This is a genomic window from Flavobacterium arabinosi (assembly GCF_048158725.1).
Lineage (GTDB): Bacteria > Bacteroidota > Bacteroidia > Flavobacteriales > Flavobacteriaceae > Flavobacterium > Flavobacterium arabinosi.
Genome location: NZ_JBLNKX010000002.1, coordinates 102,589 through 120,959, shown reverse-complemented (window position 1 = coordinate 120,959; position 18,371 = coordinate 102,589). Strand labels below are relative to the sequence as shown.

The 18,371-nt window shown below is 34.6% G+C and carries 16 protein-coding genes; 13 read left to right on the top strand and 3 right to left on the bottom strand.

Annotated features, from left to right (window positions below):
- The first annotated feature begins 293 nt into the window (after positions 1 to 293).
- From ACM55K_RS04625 to ACM55K_RS04585, 9 genes are all read left to right on the top strand, one after another.
- Positions 294 to 872, top strand: a complete 579-nt coding sequence (locus ACM55K_RS04625; RefSeq protein WP_416849084.1) for a nucleotide exchange factor GrpE — start codon at positions 294 to 296, stop codon at positions 870 to 872.
- Between the two features lie 79 nt (positions 873 to 951).
- Complete coding sequence (gene dnaJ, locus ACM55K_RS04620; RefSeq protein ID WP_416849083.1) at positions 952 to 2,067, top strand: molecular chaperone DnaJ; 1,116 nt, start codon at positions 952 to 954, stop codon at positions 2,065 to 2,067.
- A gap of 145 nt (positions 2,068 to 2,212) precedes the next feature.
- The gene (locus ACM55K_RS04615) at positions 2,213 to 3,133 is read left to right on the top strand and encodes an ABC transporter ATP-binding protein (RefSeq protein ID WP_416849082.1); all 921 of its coding nucleotides are present in this window, start codon (positions 2,213 to 2,215) and stop codon (positions 3,131 to 3,133) included.
- A gap of 59 nt (positions 3,134 to 3,192) precedes the next feature.
- On the top strand, positions 3,193 to 4,509 hold the full coding sequence (locus ACM55K_RS04610) for an ABC transporter permease (RefSeq protein ID WP_416849080.1): 1,317 nt from the start codon (positions 3,193 to 3,195) through the stop codon (positions 4,507 to 4,509).
- 137 nt (positions 4,510 to 4,646) lie between these two features.
- Complete coding sequence (locus tag ACM55K_RS04605) at positions 4,647 to 5,810, top strand: sigma-54-dependent transcriptional regulator (protein ID WP_416849079.1); 1,164 nt, start codon at positions 4,647 to 4,649, stop codon at positions 5,808 to 5,810.
- 87 nt (positions 5,811 to 5,897) lie between these two features.
- Positions 5,898 to 6,638 (top strand): DEAD/DEAH box helicase, encoded by a 741-nt coding sequence (locus ACM55K_RS04600; RefSeq protein WP_416849078.1) that lies wholly within the window; start codon positions 5,898 to 5,900, stop codon positions 6,636 to 6,638.
- A gap of 16 nt (positions 6,639 to 6,654) precedes the next feature.
- A complete protein-coding gene (locus ACM55K_RS04595; RefSeq protein ID WP_291249006.1) occupies positions 6,655 to 6,873 on the top strand; it encodes a DUF2007 domain-containing protein in 219 nt (72 codons plus the stop codon).
- Between the two features lie 23 nt (positions 6,874 to 6,896).
- The gene (locus tag ACM55K_RS04590; RefSeq protein WP_416849077.1) at positions 6,897 to 7,694 is read left to right on the top strand and encodes a Cof-type HAD-IIB family hydrolase; all 798 of its coding nucleotides are present in this window, start codon (positions 6,897 to 6,899) and stop codon (positions 7,692 to 7,694) included.
- Positions 7,695 to 7,702: 8 nt separating this feature from the next.
- Positions 7,703 to 8,224: a GNAT family N-acetyltransferase gene (locus ACM55K_RS04585; protein ID WP_416849076.1), complete on the top strand. Its 522-nt coding sequence runs from the start codon at positions 7,703 to 7,705 to the stop codon at positions 8,222 to 8,224.
- Positions 8,225 to 8,328: 104 nt separating this feature from the next.
- Here ACM55K_RS04585 and ACM55K_RS04580 read toward each other — a convergent pair whose 3' ends face one another.
- A complete protein-coding gene (locus ACM55K_RS04580) occupies positions 8,329 to 10,362 on the bottom strand; it encodes a S9 family peptidase (RefSeq protein WP_416849075.1) in 2,034 nt (677 codons plus the stop codon).
- A gap of 159 nt (positions 10,363 to 10,521) precedes the next feature.
- Between ACM55K_RS04580 and mtaB the strand changes: the two genes are divergently transcribed.
- Positions 10,522 to 11,850, top strand: a complete 1,329-nt coding sequence (gene mtaB, locus ACM55K_RS04575; protein ID WP_416849074.1) for a tRNA (N(6)-L-threonylcarbamoyladenosine(37)-C(2))-methylthiotransferase MtaB — start codon at positions 10,522 to 10,524, stop codon at positions 11,848 to 11,850.
- A gap of 258 nt (positions 11,851 to 12,108) precedes the next feature.
- Here the strand turns inward: mtaB and ACM55K_RS04570 are convergent, their stop codons facing one another.
- Both ACM55K_RS04570 and ACM55K_RS04565 read right to left on the bottom strand, forming a co-directional pair.
- On the bottom strand, positions 12,109 to 12,825 hold the full coding sequence (locus tag ACM55K_RS04570) for a 3-ketoacyl-ACP reductase (protein ID WP_416849072.1): 717 nt from the start codon (positions 12,823 to 12,825) through the stop codon (positions 12,109 to 12,111).
- 150 nt (positions 12,826 to 12,975) lie between these two features.
- Entirely contained in the window at positions 12,976 to 13,797 is an 822-nt protein-coding gene (locus tag ACM55K_RS04565) for a DUF6929 family protein (protein ID WP_416849071.1), read from the bottom strand.
- A 173-nt stretch (positions 13,798 to 13,970) separates the two neighbouring features.
- Here ACM55K_RS04565 and ACM55K_RS04560 point away from each other — a divergent pair, with 173 nt between their 5' ends.
- The 3 genes from ACM55K_RS04560 to ACM55K_RS04550 all read left to right on the top strand — a co-directional run bounded on the left by ACM55K_RS04560 (position 13,971) and on the right by ACM55K_RS04550 (position 18,349).
- Entirely contained in the window at positions 13,971 to 14,852 is an 882-nt protein-coding gene (locus ACM55K_RS04560) for a PPK2 family polyphosphate kinase (RefSeq protein ID WP_416849070.1), read from the top strand.
- A 187-nt stretch (positions 14,853 to 15,039) separates the two neighbouring features.
- Positions 15,040 to 16,488, top strand: coding sequence for a PhoX family protein (locus ACM55K_RS04555; protein ID WP_416849069.1), 1,449 nt, complete (start codon positions 15,040 to 15,042; stop codon positions 16,486 to 16,488).
- 88 nt (positions 16,489 to 16,576) lie between these two features.
- The gene (locus ACM55K_RS04550) at positions 16,577 to 18,349 is read left to right on the top strand and encodes a cytochrome-c peroxidase (RefSeq protein ID WP_416849068.1); all 1,773 of its coding nucleotides are present in this window, start codon (positions 16,577 to 16,579) and stop codon (positions 18,347 to 18,349) included.
- Positions 18,350 to 18,371 lie beyond the last annotated feature (22 nt).

The window sequence follows — 18,371 nt, the reverse complement described above, 5'->3', positions numbered from 1 at the left end:
TTAAACATAAAAAAAGCTTCGTTTTGTAAAACGAAGCTTTTTTTAATATAGGGTAATATGAATTAATAATTTTTTAGTGGGCAACCTTTTGTGTTTTCTTTAAAAAAACATTAACAAATTTATGTAATCTTTATTAATATAATCTTAAAATTATATTAAAATTTCAGCACAATGTATTAAAATTATTTTGCTGAAATTGTTTCAAAACAAAAGAGTGTTTTAATAGTAAGATGACAATTTGACATTTTATAAGATTTGGCAGTACTTTTGCAATCCAAAGAAAAGAATAAAAAATGAAGTTTAAGAATTTTTTTAAAAACACAAGTAATATGACTACTGAAAATACAGAAATCGATCAAGAAATAGATGACCTAACATTAGAACAGAATGCGAATGGTGAGCAGCTTATTGTTGAGGAATTAGGTGTTGAAGAACAATTAACTCAAGACTTAGCCAAAGAGAAAGATAAGTATTTACGATTATTTGCTGAATTTGAAAATTACAAACGAAGAACTACTAAAGAGCGTATCGAGTTGTTTAAAACAGCAAATCAAGAAGTTTTACTTGCTATGTTGCCTGTTTTAGATGATTTTGACAGAGCTATTGTGGAAATAAGTAAATCTGAAGATGAAATTTTATTGAAAGGGGTGGAGCTTATTCATGAGAAATTAAAAAACACTTTAGTTTCTAAAGGATTAGAACAAGTTGAGGTTAAGGCTGGAGATGCTTTTGATGCAGATTTTGCTGAAGCAATAACTCAAATTCCTGCATCATCAGACAAAATGAAAGGTAAAATTGTCGATGTTCTTGAAAAAGGATATAAATTGGGAGATAAGATCATCCGTTTTCCAAAAGTTGTTATAGGGCAGTAGTAGAGACGCGATAAATCGCATCTTTAACATCAAGCGTAAAGGCGTATTGCAGTGCGACTCAACAAAAGAAAAATCAAAAATGAAAAAAGACTTTTACGAAATATTAGGCATTTCAAAAAATGCTGATGCAGCCGAAATTAAAAAAGGCTACAGAAAACAAGCAATAGCACATCATCCTGACAAGAATCCTGGAGACAAATCGGCAGAAGAAAAATTTAAATTAGCGGCCGAGGCATACGAAATACTAAGTGATCCTCAGAAAAAAGCAAAATACGATCAATACGGGCATCAAGCTTTTGATGGTTCAGGCGGTTTTGGCGGAGGTGGTCACGGCGGAATGAATATGGATGACATTTTCAGTCAGTTTGGCGATATTTTCGGAGGAGGTTTTGGTGGTTTCGGAGGTGGTGGAGGCGGCGGAGTTCGTCGTGCTAAAGGAAGCAACCTTCGTATCAAAGTAAAATTGACATTGGAAGAAATTGCCAATGGTGTCGAGAAAAAAGTAAAAGTAAAGCGCAAGGTTCAAGCACCGGGAGTATCTTACAAAACCTGTTCTACCTGTAATGGACAAGGTCAGGTAATGCGAGTTACCAATACTATTTTGGGTAGAATGCAATCTGCTTCCACTTGTCCTACATGTGGAGGTTCGGGGCAAATTTTAGACAAAAAGCCTGCAGAAGCTGATTCACAAGGAATGATTCTTGAAGACGAAACAGTCTCGATAAAAATTCCTGCCGGTGTAGTAGACGGAATGCAATTGAAAGTTTCCAACAAAGGGAATGATGCTCCGGGAAACAGTATTCCTGGAGATTTAATTGTTGCCATTGAAGAATTGGAACACGAGTTTTTGAAGCGTGAAGGCGAAAACTTGCATTATGACTTATACATCAGTTTTGCTGAAGCAGTATTGGGAATTTCGAAAGATATTGAAGCCATTAACGGAAAAGTGAGAATTAAACTGGAAGAAGGAATTCAATCAGGGAAAATCCTTAGATTAAAAGGAAAAGGAATTCCGAGTATAAACGGATATGGTAACGGAGATTTACTGGTACATGTAAATGTTTGGACACCAAAAACGCTTAACAAAGATCAAAAACAATTTTTTGAAAAAAATCTTACAGATGAAAATTTTATTCCAAATCCGGAAAAATCAGATAAATCATTTTTCGAGAAAGTAAAAGATATGTTTTCATAATAAAAAACGGTACAGACGCGATTTATCGCGTCTCATCTGAAAAATACATTCCCCATCCTTGTTAAAATAAGGATGGGTTTTTTATGAAACAATTCTAAGTATTTCGGTACTAATTATTTACTTTTACCACAATTAAAAATTTAGCATGAGTAATATACTTGAAGTTAATAAAGTCGTCAAGCAATACGGTGATTATGTGGCGCTTAACGAGATTTCATTAACTGTTCCAAAAGGAAGTATCTACGGACTTTTAGGCCCAAACGGCGCAGGAAAAACATCTCTTATCCGAATAATAAACCAAATTACATTACCTGATAGCGGCGAAATTATTCTGGATGGTGAAAAACTGCAACCCAAACATGTTCAATATATAGGGTACTTGCCGGAAGAAAGAGGATTGTACAACACGATGAAAGTGGGGGAACAATGCTTGTATTTGGCTCAAATGAAAGGACTTTCTAAGGCTGAAGCCAAGAAACAACTCGAATACTGGTTTGACAGATTAGAAATTCAAGGGTGGTGGAACAAGAAAGTCCAGGAACTTTCTAAAGGAATGGCACAGAAAATTCAGTTTGTGGTGTGTGTGTTGCACAAACCAAAACTGTTGATTTTTGACGAGCCGTTTTCTGGTTTTGATCCTGTAAATGCCAATATTATCAAAGACGAAATTCTGGCGCTGAGAGAAGAAGGAGCTACGATAATTTTTTCGACACACCGCATGGAAAGCGTTGAAGAATTATGTGATCATATTGCGCTGATTCATAAATCCAATAAACTGATTGAAGGAAAACTGGACGATGTCAAAAGACAATTTAAAACCAATAGTTTTGAAGTAGGCATTTTATCGGATAATGTAGAAGGTTTGATGTATGATATTACACAGAAATTTACCGTTGGACCGGCTAATTTTAAATCACTCAACAAAGAATTGAAACTGGAAATTCAGCTTGGAAATGCAATGCCAAATGAATTGTTGAATATCCTGACACAACGCGGACAAGTGACGCACTTTGTGGAAAAAATACCAAGTGTAAATGATATTTTCATTCAAACTGTAAGTAAGTAAATATATAGGATTACCGATTTTAGAAATAAAAAATCGACGGTCAAAAATCACAAATCTAAATGAGCATTATTTTATTAATCATAAAAAGAGAATTTATTGCCAAAGTGCGCAATAAATCTTTTATTGTTATGACTTTTTTAAGTCCGTTACTATTTGTAGGAGTAGCTGCATTTGTGGGGTATTTAGGTTCCATGAAAGCGGATACCAAACGAATCGCCATTCGTGATGAATCGGGTTTGTTTGCAAAGGAATTCACTTCAGAAAATGCTAAGAAAGGGGAATACAAATATCTTGATTTGTCTCAAATAGATTTAAAATTCCTGAAAGACAGCATCACCAACGAAAACTACGAAGGATTGTTATACATTCCAAAGGAAAGCAATTCAAAAGATTTCGAAAATAAAATTCAATTTATTTCGAATGAGAGTCCAAGTATTTCGTTCATTGAAAGTGTCCAGGATGTTATTGCAAAGAAATTAACCAAAACCAATTTGGAAAAAGCGCATCTCGATACATTAGCGATAAAAAATGCAGAATCTAAAGTCAATATTAATTTAACAAAAGCTTCGGGCGAAGAAAGTGTAAAAGGACTTAACGAGATAAAAATAGGAATTGGTGGGGCTTTTGGATATCTTATCATGATGTTCATTATCATCTACGGCAACATGGTAATGCGCAGCGTTATCGAAGAAAAAACGAATCGAATTGTTGAAATCATAATTTCCTCCGTAAAACCATTTCAATTAATGATGGGAAAAATTGTAGGAACGGCATTAGCAGGATTGCTGCAATTCGTTATTTGGGCCGTTATCGGACTATCTTTAATGTTTGCTGCGTCACTATTTTTTGGTGTAAATGTTGGACCGACTGCCAGAATTTCACCCGAATTAATGCATACCGCCCAACAAGAATTTGCCGGAACTGCCCAGATGTATATCAAGGAATTATGGAATTTGCCCATTGCAAGTATCTTGATTGGGTTTGTGATTTATTTCATTGGCGGGTATTTTCTATACAGTTCATTTTACGCAGCAATTGGAGCGGCCGTTGACAATCAAACCGACTCACAACAATTTCTTTTGCCTATCATTATGCCATTAATGTTGAGCGTTTATATCGGTTTTTTTACCGTTATAAACGATCCGCACGGGACAATTGCAGTAGTTTTTTCAATGATTCCGCTCACATCACCCATCGTTATGCTCATGCGAATCCCGTTTGGCGTACCTTGGTGGCAAATGGCGATATCAATAACACTATTATTCGGCACCTTCTTTTCAGTGGTTTGGTTTGCCGCCAAAATATACCGAGTAGGAATACTCATGTACGGCAAAAAACCTACGTGGAGCGAATTATACCGATGGTTGAAATATTAATACCTTGGTTTGTTTCCGCTTCCGTTAAAATTTAATTAATTTATGGAGCTATTTCCCGCTTTCCGTTGCAATCTTTTTATTTTTAAAGAAAAAATAAAAAGGATTTCCACTTCAATCGAGGCTAAAAAAATTAAAATATGTCAAAAATACTAATCATAGAAGACGAGGCCGCTATTCGAAGAGTACTCACAAAAATACTCTCCGAAGAAAACGATACGTATCAGGTGGAAGAAGCCGAAGACGGTGCTGCAGGTTTTGAAAAAATAAAAAACAACGATTACGATTTGGTTTTGTGTGATATCAAAATGCCAAAAATGGACGGTGTAGAGGTTCTGGAAGCAGTCAAAAAAATCAAGCCCGAAATTCCTATGGTTATGATTTCCGGTCATGGCGATATGGAAACGGCCATCAATACGATGCGTTTGGGTGCATTTGATTACATCTCAAAACCACCAGATTTAAATCGATTATTGAATACGGTTCGTAACGCTTTAGATAAAAAACAACTCGTAGTTGAAAATAAAATTCTGAAGAAAAAAGTCAGTAAAAACTACGAAATGATTGGCGAAAGCGAAGCCATTAATCACATCAAATTGATGATTGACAAGGTTGCTCAAACCGAAGCCAGAGTTTTAATCACGGGACCAAACGGAACTGGAAAAGAATTGGTTGCGCATCAATTACACGAAAAAAGTGAAAGGGCTAATTTCCCTTTAATCGAAGTGAATTGTGCTGCGATTCCATCTGAATTGATAGAAAGCGAATTATTCGGTCACGTAAAAGGAGCTTTTACATCGGCAGTGAAAGACCGTGCAGGAAAATTTGAAGCTGCTGATAAAGGAACCATTTTCTTGGATGAAATTGGAGATATGAGCCTTTCGGCGCAAGCCAAAGTATTACGTGCTTTACAAGAAAGCATGATTACCAGAGTGGGAGCCGATAAAGATATTAAAGTTGATGTTCGTGTTGTTGCCGCGACAAATAAAGATTTGAAAAAAGAAATCGCCGAAGGGCGTTTCCGTGAGGATTTGTACCATCGTTTGGCTGTTATCCTGATAAAAGTTCCCTCGTTGAATGACAGACGAGAAGATATTCCAATGTTGATTTCGTATTTTGCAGATAAGATTGCTTCTGAGCAAGGAAATGCCATAAAAAAGTTCTCAAAAGATGCGATCTATTTGTTGCAAGAATACGATTGGACAGGAAATATCCGTGAATTGCGAAATGTAGTAGAACGCTTGATTATCCTTGGCGGAAGCGAAATTTCCGAGAATGATGTGAAGTTATTCGCATCGAAATAATTAAATAATTTAAAGATTAAATAATTTAAAAAATTAATGGAGTACTCTTTTAATTTTTGAATATTTAAATCTTTCAATCTAAAATAAATGAAACTAAAAAAAATAAACGAAGCGTTACAAGAAGCCTTAATTGAAAATGGTTTGACTGAGGCCAATGCCATGCAAAAAGAAACATTTTCGACCATGAAAAGTGGTTCGGATTGTATTATTATTGCACCAAAAGGAAGCGGGAAATCAACTACAATTGTGCTGAATGTAATCCAGAGATTGGTAGGTGCAACCGAGGAATCACCAAGGGCGTTGATTATTGTCGAAGACAAAGCCAAAGTATTGGAAATGGAATCACTTTTTGAAAAATTCGGAAAGAATTCTAATTTAGAAGTCTATGGGGTTCATGATAAAGGGGATATGGAATACGATAAAAATTATATTTCTAGCGGAATTGATGTATTGATTGGGACTCCAAATAAGTTAAGTGAAATGTTTACCACTGCCGGTTTTAATGTAAACCGATTGAAAATGTTTATCCTTGATGATGCAGACCCAATTTTGAGATTGCGTCATGAAACTAAAATCATGCGTATTTCGAATAGCATTGTCAGAACCCAACGTATTATTTTTTCGGAGCAATTTACAGAACGAATAGAAGTCCTTGCTGAAAAAATGCTAGTGGAGCCTTTTGAATTCGATTTTGATGGAGAGGATGAAGAAGAGGATGAAGAAGAGGATGAAGATGGTGAAGATTTTGAGGAAGAAGAAGATTTCGAGCCTGAAGTTGGAGATGACTTCGAGGAGCAAGAAGGTGATGAAGAAAATGGTAATAAATAATTAAATAAATAATAAGATGGGATTAATGAAAGTGTTTTCGGGAAGTGAAATTTTAGCTTTAGCGTTACAACAGAGAATTGAAGCAATAGGAGTTGATACCGTTTTAAAAAACAACATACAATCAGCTCGATTAGGAGGTTTTGGAAATTCAGATTTAGCAGTGGAATTGTTCGTTCAGGAAACCGAGTTTTCAAAGGTGAATCCCGTTATTGAAGAATTCAGAATGAGTATTTAAACGCATTCACAATAAAAAACAGAATGAAATATAAAATGTTAGTTTTGGACATGGATGACACTTTGTTAACCGATGACCATATCATTTCAAACGAGAATAGAGAGATGTTGTCTAAGGCCCAGGAACTGGGGGTTTATGTTATTTTGGCATCCGGACGACCAACACCTGCGATGATTGCTTACGCCAAAGAATTGCAATTGGATAATTCTTATATGATATCGTATAATGGAGCTGTAATTACTGATTTAAAAGAAGATAAAATCATTTTTGAGCAAACGTTAACCCAAGAACAAATTCATGAATTGTATGATTACAGTTTAAAAAGTAAGACACATATTATTACATACCTTGATGGGAAAATTGTGAGTGAGACGGATTCTGAATACATTGATATTGAAAAAAATATCACCGGTTTAGAACACAATAAAGTCGTTAGTTTTAAAGAGGAGGTTAAATCGGCAGCCATAAAATGTATTTTATTGGAAGAGCCCAGTTATTTAAAAGAAGTTGAAAAAGACTTGAGAGCAACCATGCCTCATCTTAGCGTATGCATGTCAAAACCTTTTTTTCTGGAAGTAGCGCAAAACGGAATTGATAAAGGTGCCAGCATCAAATTTTTAGCCGAAAGATTGAATATTCATCAAAGTGAAATCATAGCCGTTGGAAATGCGGGAAATGATTTGACCATGATCGAATATGCAGGATTGGGGGTTTGGGTAGATAACGTAGATCCAGAATTAAGAGATAAAGGAGATGTTATTGTAGCTTCAAATAATGATCACGGTGTGGCTGAAGTGGTGAGACGATTTATTTTGAATTAAATAATAGTATGAAATCCATTGAAACAGAAAGATTAATTTTGCGGGAATTGCTCCCTACGGATGATATTGGAATGTTTGAACTTGATTCTAATCCTGAAGTGCATAAATATTTAGGGAATAAACCGGTAACTCATATTGACGAAAGCCGAGCTTATATTGAAAATATAAGACTGCAATATTTGGATAATGGAATTGGTCGTTGGGCAGTAATTCTGAAAGAAACCAATGAGTTTATTGGTTGGTCTGGTTTAAAATTAAATAAAGATTTAGTTAATAATCACGAAAATTTCTACGAAATCGGCTATCGATTTATTCAGAAGCATTGGGGAAAAGGATTTGGAACAGAATCTTCAATTGCTTTTATGGAATATGGTTTCAATGAAATGAAAATTGATACTATTTACGCTTATGCCGATTCAGGTAATAGTGGTTCCAAAAATATCCTTGAAAAAATAGGAATGCAATATGTTAATTCTTTCGTATATGATGGCGAAGATGAAGTTTGGTATGAAATGAAAAATCCTCGGTAATGCTAGATTAGCGAGGATTTTTTAGTTCTTAAAAAAAAGTATGTTTAATAAGAAGTTGCTTAAAAGTTAACTCCGTATTAATTATTAGATTAAACGGAATGATTTTATTTATTTTTAGCCTCGTAAGTTACCGTGTCAATATCAACAGTAATTTCCTTTAATCTTTTTGCAACATTTTCGGGCATTTCTAGTTGGTATTTTCCTCCTAAAACTTCCGCTAAGAATTTTTCGGTTTCGGCATACATTGCCATTCTGTTTATCGGTTTTGCAAATCCATGACCTTCATCATCAGCCAGCAGGTATGAAACTTGTTTCCCTTTTTCTCTCAAAGCAACAACAATTTGTTCAGCTTCGGCTTTTTTAACTCTAGGGTCGTTTGCACCTTGGATTATCAATAAAGGTTTCACAATTTTATCTGCACTAAACAATGGGCTAGCATCGTGTATTCTTTTTTTACCTTCTTCCGTATTTGGATCACCAACCATTCCGTATAAAAATGCTCTGCCAGATTCCCAATAGGCAGGTATTGATTCTAATAGTGTAAAGATATTACTTGGTCCAACAATATCAACACCACATGCATATAAATCTGGAGTAAAAGCTAAACCAGCCAAAGTTGCATAACCTCCGTAGCTTCCTCCCATAATAGCCACTTTGTCTTTATTTACAATTCCTTCAGAAATTAAATGCTTAACACCCCAAGTAATATCGTCCTGCATCAGTTTTCCCCATTGTAAATCACCAGCATTTAAAAATTCTTTTCCATAGCCACCACTAGATCTAAAGTTAGGTTGAAGAACGGCATATCCTCTATTGGCTAAGAATTGTGCTTCTGCATCATAACCCCAAGTGTCTCTTGGTCCTTTTGGTCCACCATGAACTAAAATTACTGTTGGTAAATTCGTACTGTTTTTTCCAACGGGCAAAGTTAAATACCCTGTAATTTCTAAACCATCGCTACTTTTATAACGAATAGATTTCATTGGAGCTAAATATAGTTCAACCTTTTTTAAAGCAGGTCTTGGTACATATTGTGAAAGTAATTCTTTGGTTTCTGAATTAAAAAAGTAAACTTCAGCCGCAAATTTGTCTCCCCAAACTGCTATCAAAAATTTCTTTTCATCTTTGGTTTTACTTTGAAAATCTACTTCTCTACCTGGAAATTTTAATTTTAGGAATTTGTAATTTTCTTCCCATTTTTTATCTTTCCAAGTGTAAATGGTTTTGTCATCTGTATAGGACGTAGAAATTAATTTTCGGGTTAGTTCACTAACTTTTAGACTACCGAAATCAACTCTGTTTTTCGGATCACTTTCTATTTTGGTCATTTTTTGAGTGTCTAAATCCATTAAAAATAGGGTCGAAAGATTTAAATCACCTTTGTTGGTTACAAAATAGGCTTGCTTGTTGTCCGGTGTCCAGCTGGTAATATAAGCTTGTTCTGTTACTGATGTTTCATAGATTTGAGTCAGTTTGTCTCCTTCTTTTTTAAATATCGCTGTAGTTCCTTTGTTATCGGTTTTAGATAGTACTCTTAAATTTTCATCCCAGTCAAAGTCATACCCTGTGACCCTATCTTTGTTTTCGTATATTTGAGTAAGCTCGCCTGTAGATATTTTAAGTTGGTATAAATCGTGCCAAGCCTTATCCCTGTCATTTAATGAAATCATCATCAAATCTGGATTTTTCTTGCTAACCAAGTTTATTTGTGCTGTAACTTCTTTTAAAGGGGTTAGGTTTCTGGAAACTGGAACCTTGTTTGTTTCTGTTGCTGTCATTGGGTCAACGGCAAAGACATTGACATTTTCATCCCCATTCTCATCTTTTACATACAAAATATATTTGCCATCGCTTGACCAGAAATAGCCATACATTGGGCGTTTACTATTGGTAAGCGGACGTGCTTTTTCAAAAGGTTCGTCAAATTTTTTAACCCAGATATTCATTATTCCTTCATATACTTTCATGAAAGAAATCCATTTTCCATCCGGGCTTAATTGTCCGCCGGAAATTTCGGGATTACCAAAAAATAATTCCCTGTCTAAAACTGGAATTGTAGTCTGATTCGTTTCGGTTTGAGCCATCATACTACTAATAGTGATGAAGAATACAAAGAGGCATAAGGATTGTTTTTTCATAAAATAAAGTTTTAAATGGTTTACTGCTTAGTTACTGTTTTAAAAAATAGTTATAAGAAATTTATCTTTTTATTTCTAGGGTTTTCTTTGTAAATTTGCAAACTATACTTGCATCAATGTAAATATAATAAGAAAATACGTAAGTAGTTGATTATCATCATGAAAAATAGAAAAAAAGTTGCTTTTTATACGCTTGGTTGCAAATTGAATTTTTCGGAAACCTCTACAATTGCCCGTAATCTTCAAGATGAGGGTTTTGATCGGGTAGATTTTGAGGAAGTGGCTGATATGTATGTGATTAATACGTGTTCGGTTACTGAAAATGCAGATAAGCAGTTCAAGCAAGTAGTGCGAAAAGCAATGAAATTGAATGATAAAGCCTTTGTGGCGGCGGTGGGTTGTTATGCGCAATTGAAGCCGGAAGAATTAGCGAGTGTAGATGGTGTGGATTTAGTTCTTGGTGCTACAGAAAAATTTAAATTGGCAGATTATATTAATGATTTGTCTAAAAATGATTTTGGGGAGGTGTATTCCTGTGAAATTGCCGAAGCTGATTTTTACGTGGGAAGTTATTCGATAGGAGACAGAACCCGCGCTTTCTTGAAAGTGCAGGATGGTTGTGATTACAAATGTACCTATTGTACGATTCCATTAGCTAGAGGAATTTCGAGAAGTGATGAATTGGAAAATGTGTTGAAAAACGCTTCTGAAATTTCGAAACAAAATATTAAGGAAATTGTTCTTACCGGAGTAAATATTGGCGATTACGGAAAAGGGGAATTTGGAAATAAAAAACATGAACATACATTTTTAGAATTAGTTCAAGAATTAGATAAAGTGGAAGGAATCGAAAGATTGCGAATTTCGTCTATTGAACCGAATTTATTGAAAAATGAAACGATAGAATTTGTATCGAAAAGCAGGACGTTTGTACCGCATTTTCATATTCCGTTACAATCAGGAAGCAATGATATTTTGAAATTGATGAAACGTCGTTACCAACGTGAAGTATATACCGAAAGAGTAAATAAGATTCGTGAAGTTATGCCACACGCTTGTATTGGTGTAGATGTGATTGTTGGTTTCCCTGGAGAAACAGATGAGCATTTCTTGGAAACCTATCATTTTCTGAATGATATGGATATCTCGTATTTGCATGTTTTCACGTATTCAGAACGGGATAATACAGAAGCGGCAGCAATGGAAGGTGTTGTTCCTGGAAATGTTCGGGCCAAGCGAAGTAAAATGATGCGCGGTTTGTCGGTTAAAAAACGTCGTGCTTTTTATGAGAGTCAGTTGGGAACAAACAGAACTGTTTTGTTTGAAAGCGAAAATAAAGAAGGATATATTCACGGTTTTACGGAAAATTACGTGAAAGTAAAAACACCTTGGAATCCAGAATTAGTAAATACATTACATGAAATCAATTTGACCAAAATTGATGAAGACGGAAGTGTGCGAATGGATTTTGTAACTGTTTTGGTATAAAAAGATAATTTTTTAGCACAATTAATAGGTTCCGCTACGAATTTAGTCACTAATTTTTAATCTTAATTTTAAGGTATTAACACAAACCTATTTAAATCTTTTCAATGCTTGGTTAAAGAATTCGAAAAGGTAATAAGAGTTATAAAATCTGCTGAATCTGCAAAATCTGCGTGAAAAATTTTTAGCACGCAGATTTTGTAGATTTTTGCAGATTTTTTTTGCACAATCTGTTTTGTCATTTTCTTTGTTTAAATGGTATTACGGATTTGTAGACCAAATACTGCTGTTTTTTATAAAAACGCGTCGGTTTAATTTGAGTTGTGCGATAATTAATTCAGCCATGTCTTCAGCTTGCATGACTTTATCGGGATTACCGTCAGTCAATTTTAGTTCTTTTGCCATATCAGTAGCAACAGTACTTGGCGTTAATGCCGTCACACGAATATTATGCTTTCGAACTTCCTGCATCAACGATTCCGTCAATCCTAAAACTGCAAATTTAGAAGCGCTATAAGCACTGGTTAAAGCATTGCCGCTTAATCCAGCTGTTGAAGAAATATTGATGATGTCACCTGTTTGTCTTTCAATCATATTTGGCAAAACGGCACGGGTCACATAATAAGTTCCCATTAAGTTTACCTGAATAATGCGTTCCCAAGCGGCTGGTTCTAGTTCTAAGAATTTTCCAAAAGCAGCAATTCCGGCATTATTGATTAAAATATCAATGGTTCCAAATTCAGCCAATGCTTTTTCTACAGCACTATTTACTGAATTGATATCGGCAACATCAGCGGTTATTGTAATTGCTTTTACTCTTAAAGATCGCACTTTTGCAGCTACGCTATCTATTTCCTCCTGTGTTCTGGCAATTAGAATCACATTTACACCTTCTTTGGCTAAGGCCAAAGCGATAGCTTTTCCAATTCCTTTTCCAGCTCCTGTAATTAGAGCATTTTTATTTTTTAAGTCAGTCATTTTTTTTAAATATTTGGTGCCAATAAAAGGCTTAGTTTACTGTAAAAGTACCTCGTTTTAAATTTGAAATCTATTTTGGGTTTCTATTTAATCTAAATTTAACGTTGTAATATTTTGGCTGAAACTAATATTTTTTATCTAATTGATTTTTTACTTTAAATCTAAAGTCAATTTGTAAATATCCGTTTCCAGAGCTTCGGTGTCTTTATCTTCACAGAGCAGGAATTCGATTTTTTCTTTTGACTGATTAAATAAAGTTACTCCTTCGAATTTGTGGGTTTCTGATACCTTTTGAGTAAATTCAACTTCGAAAGTTTCTAATGATAAAGCTCCTATGAAACTTCCGAATACTTCTCCGTCCTCATATGTTGAGGTCGTATTTTCTGCTGCTGCCAAAAAATAGATTTTATCTGCCACGAGAATGGCATCGGTAAAGGTAGCTTCGATGTTTTGGATTTTTGGCAATGGGATTGGGGAAAAGTGAATGTCATTTCCTTCTTTGTCTAAAACAAAGATACCATTTTTAGATTGTGCTCCATTTCCCCGTTGAAACAAATGCCATTTTTCGTTGTGAAATAAAGCACCTTCTATGTTTAAATTGTCATCTGAAATAGAAGCGGTTTGTTTTATTTTTCCATAAATAGCCGACAAATCTTTGTCTTCTATTGCTGTAGAAGTAAGATCGTAACTGACGCGTTTGTTTCTGTTGGGCGTGGAACCAGAACCGAAAAGATAGAATTTATTTCCTTTTTGGGTTATGGATTCAAAATCGAATTTGTCCTTTTTTGGAATGTTTTCCTGACTGTTTTCGAAGAGCTTTATTTTATGGAGTTCTTTTTCTTGGATGTTGTATTTGTAAAGAAAAGAGCTGTTGTCAGAGATAATAAATAAGGAATCGTCTTTGTAAATGAGTCCTGAGGCGGAACCAATGCCGTTGATTTGAAATAGTAATTCGAGTTGAAATGGTAGCATGTTTTTTATTTTGAAAACGGATGCCCTAGCCCAGACAGAAGTGGAAATCCTTTTATTATTTTTCTTTAAAATAATAAAAGATTGCAACGAATAGCTGGAAATAGCTCCTGAAATTCATCAGGATTAATCCTTATTATTTCTTATATTTGAGATGTAAAGATAAAATATTTCTTATGAAGTCTATAAAACCCGATGATTTTAAAGTGATTGGCAAAATTGAATTGTCTAAAATCCCTACGAACTTGTTTAGCAAAGCCGATGATGATGATAAAGAAGAGAAACTGGAGAAGGTGCAGGTGAAATTGAGCGAAATACAAGATGTGATGTATGCGCACAATCGCTATGGCGTTTTGGTTTGTCTGCAAGGCATGGATACTTCGGGGAAGGACAGTATGATTCGGGAAGTTTTTAAGGAATTTAACTCACGTGGTGTTGTGGTTCATAGTTTTAAAACGCCGAATTCAAGCGAGTTAGAGCATGATTATTTGTGGAGACATTATTTGGTTTTACCAGAAAAGGGAAAGTTTACGGTTTTTAACAGATCGCATTATGAAAACGTTTTGGTCACCAGAGTGCATCCTGAATATATTATGAATGAGAATTTGCCGGGAATTGATAGTGTTTCAGCTATTACCGAAACATTTTGGGAAAATAGAATGCAGCAAATCAATAATTTTGAGAAGCACATTACTCAAAATGGAACTATTATGCTGAAATTCTTTTTGCATATGAGTAAAGAAGAGCAAAGACAACGCTTGTTACGTAGACTGGAAGAACAAAAACACAATTGGAAATTCTCAACCGGTGATTTGAAAGAAAGGGAACGTTGGGATGATTATATGCATTATTACGAAGAAGCAATTAATAAAACATCTACTGACTATGCGCCTTGGTATGTCATTCCTGCTGATGATAAAGAGATGGCCCGTTATATTGTAGCCAAAATTATTTGGGAAGAAATGCAAAAACATACTGATATTAAAGAACCTGAAATGGATGAAAAAATCAGGGAGAATATTGAAATGTATAAAGAGATTTTAAAGAAAGAAAAATAGTTTGAATGATTTTATTTTGAAAGTTATTTCAAGTTTATCATTGTATTACTTTACCGTTAGTATGTAAATTTATTGTTTTTTAGAGTTGGATACCCTATTGAACTCTTGGCTTTTTGTTAATATTCAGTTCATTTGAAGTTAAAATTCAGTGCATTTCTTTGCCTTGAATTTAAAACTATCGACCAAGATGAAAAGAATTATTTTACCAATGTTATTTTTAGCTTCATTAATCTCTTGTGAGAATGATGCTAAATCTTCGAAAGAAACTACCGATGTAGTTTTAGCAAACCAATCTGTAACACCAGTATTATTGAAAAAACAAGCAGGTTTTGAAAGCTTGGAGCTTTTTTCACTGATTACTTCAGATGATGTTTTGGCAGGTAGTCCAAATTATGTTTTTGGTGGTTCAGCTGACGGATCAGGATTGTTGAAAAATTCAGATGGGACTTTTACTTTTTTAGTAAATCAAGAAGATAATTTTGCAGTTTCCAGAATTACTTTAGACAAAACATTCAAACCTACAAAAGGGGAGTATTTGTTGAATTCTAATGGAGGAACTTGGAGATTATGCGGTGCTACTATGGCAACTGTTGCTGAACATGGTTTTGGACCACTTTATTTAACGAGTGGTGAATCAGGTGAAGAATCTCGTACTCATGCTTTAAATCCTTATGGGGATGTTGGGTCAGCCTCTGTTTCTAAAGAATTAGCGGGTTTAGGAAGATTAAGCGCAGAGAATGCTTTGCCTTTAAAAAAGACTGCCTTTGCAGGAAAAACTGTTGTTGTAATAGGTGATGATGATTCCGGTACTTATGGAGGTCAGGTATTTATGTATGTTTCCAATACCGTTGGTGATTTAGCGAATGGTTCTTTATACATGATGAAAAGGACAGATGACAATCAAAGGGAAAAAGATATGGCTGTTGGTCAAACGTATCCTGTTTCGTTTGTGAAAATCGAAAATCATACTACAATGACAGGAGCCCAAATTAACGCATCGGTAAATACGCTGAAAGCGATTAAATTTGGTAGAGTAGAAGACTTAGATTACAGAAAAGGAGGAGATGTGGCAGATCGTGAAATCTACTTTAATGTTACCGGTCAAAATACTACAGGAATTAACACAGATGCTTCAAGAACAAAATACGGTAGAGTTTACAAGTTAAATTTAGACGCTGCAAATCCTTTGACAGGAACTTTACAAGTGATTCTTGACGGTGACGATCGTACAGGAATTGCTGGAAAATTTCAAAATCCAGATAACATTTGTGTTACAAAAAACTATGTATATGTGCAGGAAGATGCGAATGGATATGGAGACGAAACGCATGATGCTTACATTTATCAGTACAATATTGCAACTAAACAATTTAAAGTTGTAGTAGAGTTAGATCACCGTCGTGATGCGACTGATGCTGCAAAATATAATGTAGGAGGAACAAGTAAATTTGGAGATTGGGAATATGGAGCATTAATTGATGTGTCGGAACAAGTAGGAATTGACGATACTTTTTTATTGAGTGTGCAGCCACATACTTGGAGAGGAACAAAATATAAAGGAGTTGATGGAGGAACAAATCGTCCAAATGAAGATCAAGCCAGTCAAATTGTAATTATCAAAGGACTTGCCAGATAATTGATCTCTAAATTAAACAGTTACAAAATCCACGGTTTCTTATTAGGAATCGTGGTTTTTGCTTTTCTCCTCATTTTTAAAATTTCTTATGAAAAATTTCTTTTTTCTTTTACCATTGATGTTCCTTTTCTCTTGTAAAAATCAACACAAGCACGAAAAAATAAATGATTTGTTTCAATCGGATATTCGGGTTTTAATTCAAGATGTTGCTCGAATGGAACTCTTGGTGAAATCAGATTCTATTTCGACACAAATTCAAAAACAATTTCTGGAAGCACATCAAAGCTATAAAAAAGTAGAAATGATTAGTGAATATTATTTTCCTGTTGTTTCTAAAGCGATTAATGGTCCGGCACTGGATGAATTTGAAGAAGATGAAGGAAAAACAGTTCCTCCTGAAGGATTTCAAGTAATTGAAGAACTGCTTTTTCCAAGGTATGACTATCGATCAAAAGAAGAATTGCTAAAAGAAATAGGAATCCTTTCTGCCAATTTAAAACGATTAGACAAAGTTTCGCAAACTAATGAATTAACGGATTCCCATGTTTTCGATGCGATGCGTTTAGAGGTTTTTAGAATTATCACTTTGGGAATCACCGGATTTGATTCTCCAATTGCCCAAAATTCTATTCTGGAAGCAGTATCTTCATTAGAAAGTATCGAAAAATACTATCAAATTTATGTTGACAATTCAGAGGAATCGACTTCTAATTTAGTTTTGAAAGCAATTGAAGAAGGAACAGCATATTTGAAAAAGAATACCAAGTTTAATGAATTAGACCGAGCTGTTTTTATTCGAAAATTTTTAAATCCGTTAAGTAAAGGGTTGTATAAAACTCAAATGGCTTTGAAAATTCCTTTGATAAAAGAAACGAGAGGATTAAAAACAACTGCCCAAACGCTTTTTGATAAAAGTGCTTTTGATGCCGAAGCTTTTTCAGCATTTCCAGATTATGAAACGACTCCAGAAAAAATCGAGTTAGGGAAATTATTGTTCAACGATCCTATTTTGTCCGGGAATAATTCTCGTTCCTGTGCTTCCTGTCATCATGCTGACAAAGCTTTTACCGATGGATTAGAAAAAGCAGTTTCATTAGATGGACAATCGTTGGTTAAAAGAAATACGCCAACGCTATCTAATATTGCTTTTCAACGTGTTTTCTTTTCAGACTCCAAAGTCAATTATCTGGAAGACCAAGCTGTAGCTGTAATTACAAATGAAAATGAAATGCACGGTTCTTTGAAAAAGTCAGTTTTGGCTTTAAAAAAGGATGCGAGGTATGTTACTAAATTCAAAAAAGCATTTCCAAAAAGCGCTATAGATGAATTTGCAATAAAAAATGCATTAGCATCTTATATCAGATCTTTGAGTGATTACAATTCAAAATTTGATGAATATATGCAGGGAAATGAAACTTTTGATTTGGATGAAATTGCTGGATTTAATTTATTTACCGGAAAAGCAAAATGTGCTACTTGCCATTTTATTCCATTAACTAACGGAACAGTACCACCGAGTTTTGTAAAATCCGAAAGTGAAGTATTAGGTGTTCCTGATGCAACTAAAAAAATGGATGCTGATTTAGGAAAATTCGAATTAACAAAAGCTAAAATTCATCGCAATTCTTTCAAGACGCCTACTTTAAGGAATGTTGCGTTAACAGCTCCTTACATGCACAATGGTGTTTTTAAAACCCTGGAAGAAGTAATTGATTTTTACAATGAAGGTGGTGGAAATGGATTGGGATTTAATTTACCAAATCAAACTTTACCTGAGGATAAACTGAATTTAACGGACTTGGAAAAACAGCAACTTATTCTCTTTATGAAGACTCTAACGGATAAAAAGTTTTATAAATAGAAAATGCCCTGATTTTCAGGGC

Excerpts from the sequence above, each read along its gene's own strand:
- ACM55K_RS04600 (WP_416849078.1), top strand. The coding sequence starts at position 5,898 with ATGAAACTAAAAAAAATAAACGAAGCGTTACAAGAAGCCTTAATTGAA.
- ACM55K_RS04560 (WP_416849070.1), top strand. The coding sequence starts at position 13,971 with ATGAAGTCTATAAAACCCGATGATTTTAAAGTGATTGGCAAAATTGAA.
- ACM55K_RS04590 (WP_416849077.1), top strand. The coding sequence starts at position 6,897 with ATGAAATATAAAATGTTAGTTTTGGACATGGATGACACTTTGTTAACC.
- ACM55K_RS04570 (WP_416849072.1), bottom strand. The coding sequence starts at position 12,825 with ATGACTGACTTAAAAAATAAAAATGCTCTAATTACAGGAGCTGGAAAA.
- ACM55K_RS04615 (WP_416849082.1), top strand. The coding sequence starts at position 2,213 with ATGAGTAATATACTTGAAGTTAATAAAGTCGTCAAGCAATACGGTGAT.
- ACM55K_RS04565 (WP_416849071.1), bottom strand. The coding sequence starts at position 13,797 with ATGCTACCATTTCAACTCGAATTACTATTTCAAATCAACGGCATTGGT.
- ACM55K_RS04580 (WP_416849075.1), bottom strand. The coding sequence starts at position 10,362 with ATGAAAAAACAATCCTTATGCCTCTTTGTATTCTTCATCACTATTAGT.
- mtaB (WP_416849074.1), top strand. The coding sequence starts at position 10,522 with ATGAAAAATAGAAAAAAAGTTGCTTTTTATACGCTTGGTTGCAAATTG.
- ACM55K_RS04550 (WP_416849068.1), top strand. The coding sequence starts at position 16,577 with ATGAAAAATTTCTTTTTTCTTTTACCATTGATGTTCCTTTTCTCTTGT.
- ACM55K_RS04585 (WP_416849076.1), top strand. The coding sequence starts at position 7,703 with ATGAAATCCATTGAAACAGAAAGATTAATTTTGCGGGAATTGCTCCCT.
- ACM55K_RS04555 (WP_416849069.1), top strand. The coding sequence starts at position 15,040 with ATGAAAAGAATTATTTTACCAATGTTATTTTTAGCTTCATTAATCTCT.
- dnaJ (WP_416849083.1), top strand. The coding sequence starts at position 952 with ATGAAAAAAGACTTTTACGAAATATTAGGCATTTCAAAAAATGCTGAT.
- ACM55K_RS04605 (WP_416849079.1), top strand. The coding sequence starts at position 4,647 with ATGTCAAAAATACTAATCATAGAAGACGAGGCCGCTATTCGAAGAGTA.
- ACM55K_RS04595 (WP_291249006.1), top strand. The coding sequence starts at position 6,655 with ATGGGATTAATGAAAGTGTTTTCGGGAAGTGAAATTTTAGCTTTAGCG.
- ACM55K_RS04625 (WP_416849084.1), top strand. The coding sequence starts at position 294 with ATGAAGTTTAAGAATTTTTTTAAAAACACAAGTAATATGACTACTGAA.
- ACM55K_RS04610 (WP_416849080.1), top strand. The coding sequence starts at position 3,193 with ATGAGCATTATTTTATTAATCATAAAAAGAGAATTTATTGCCAAAGTG.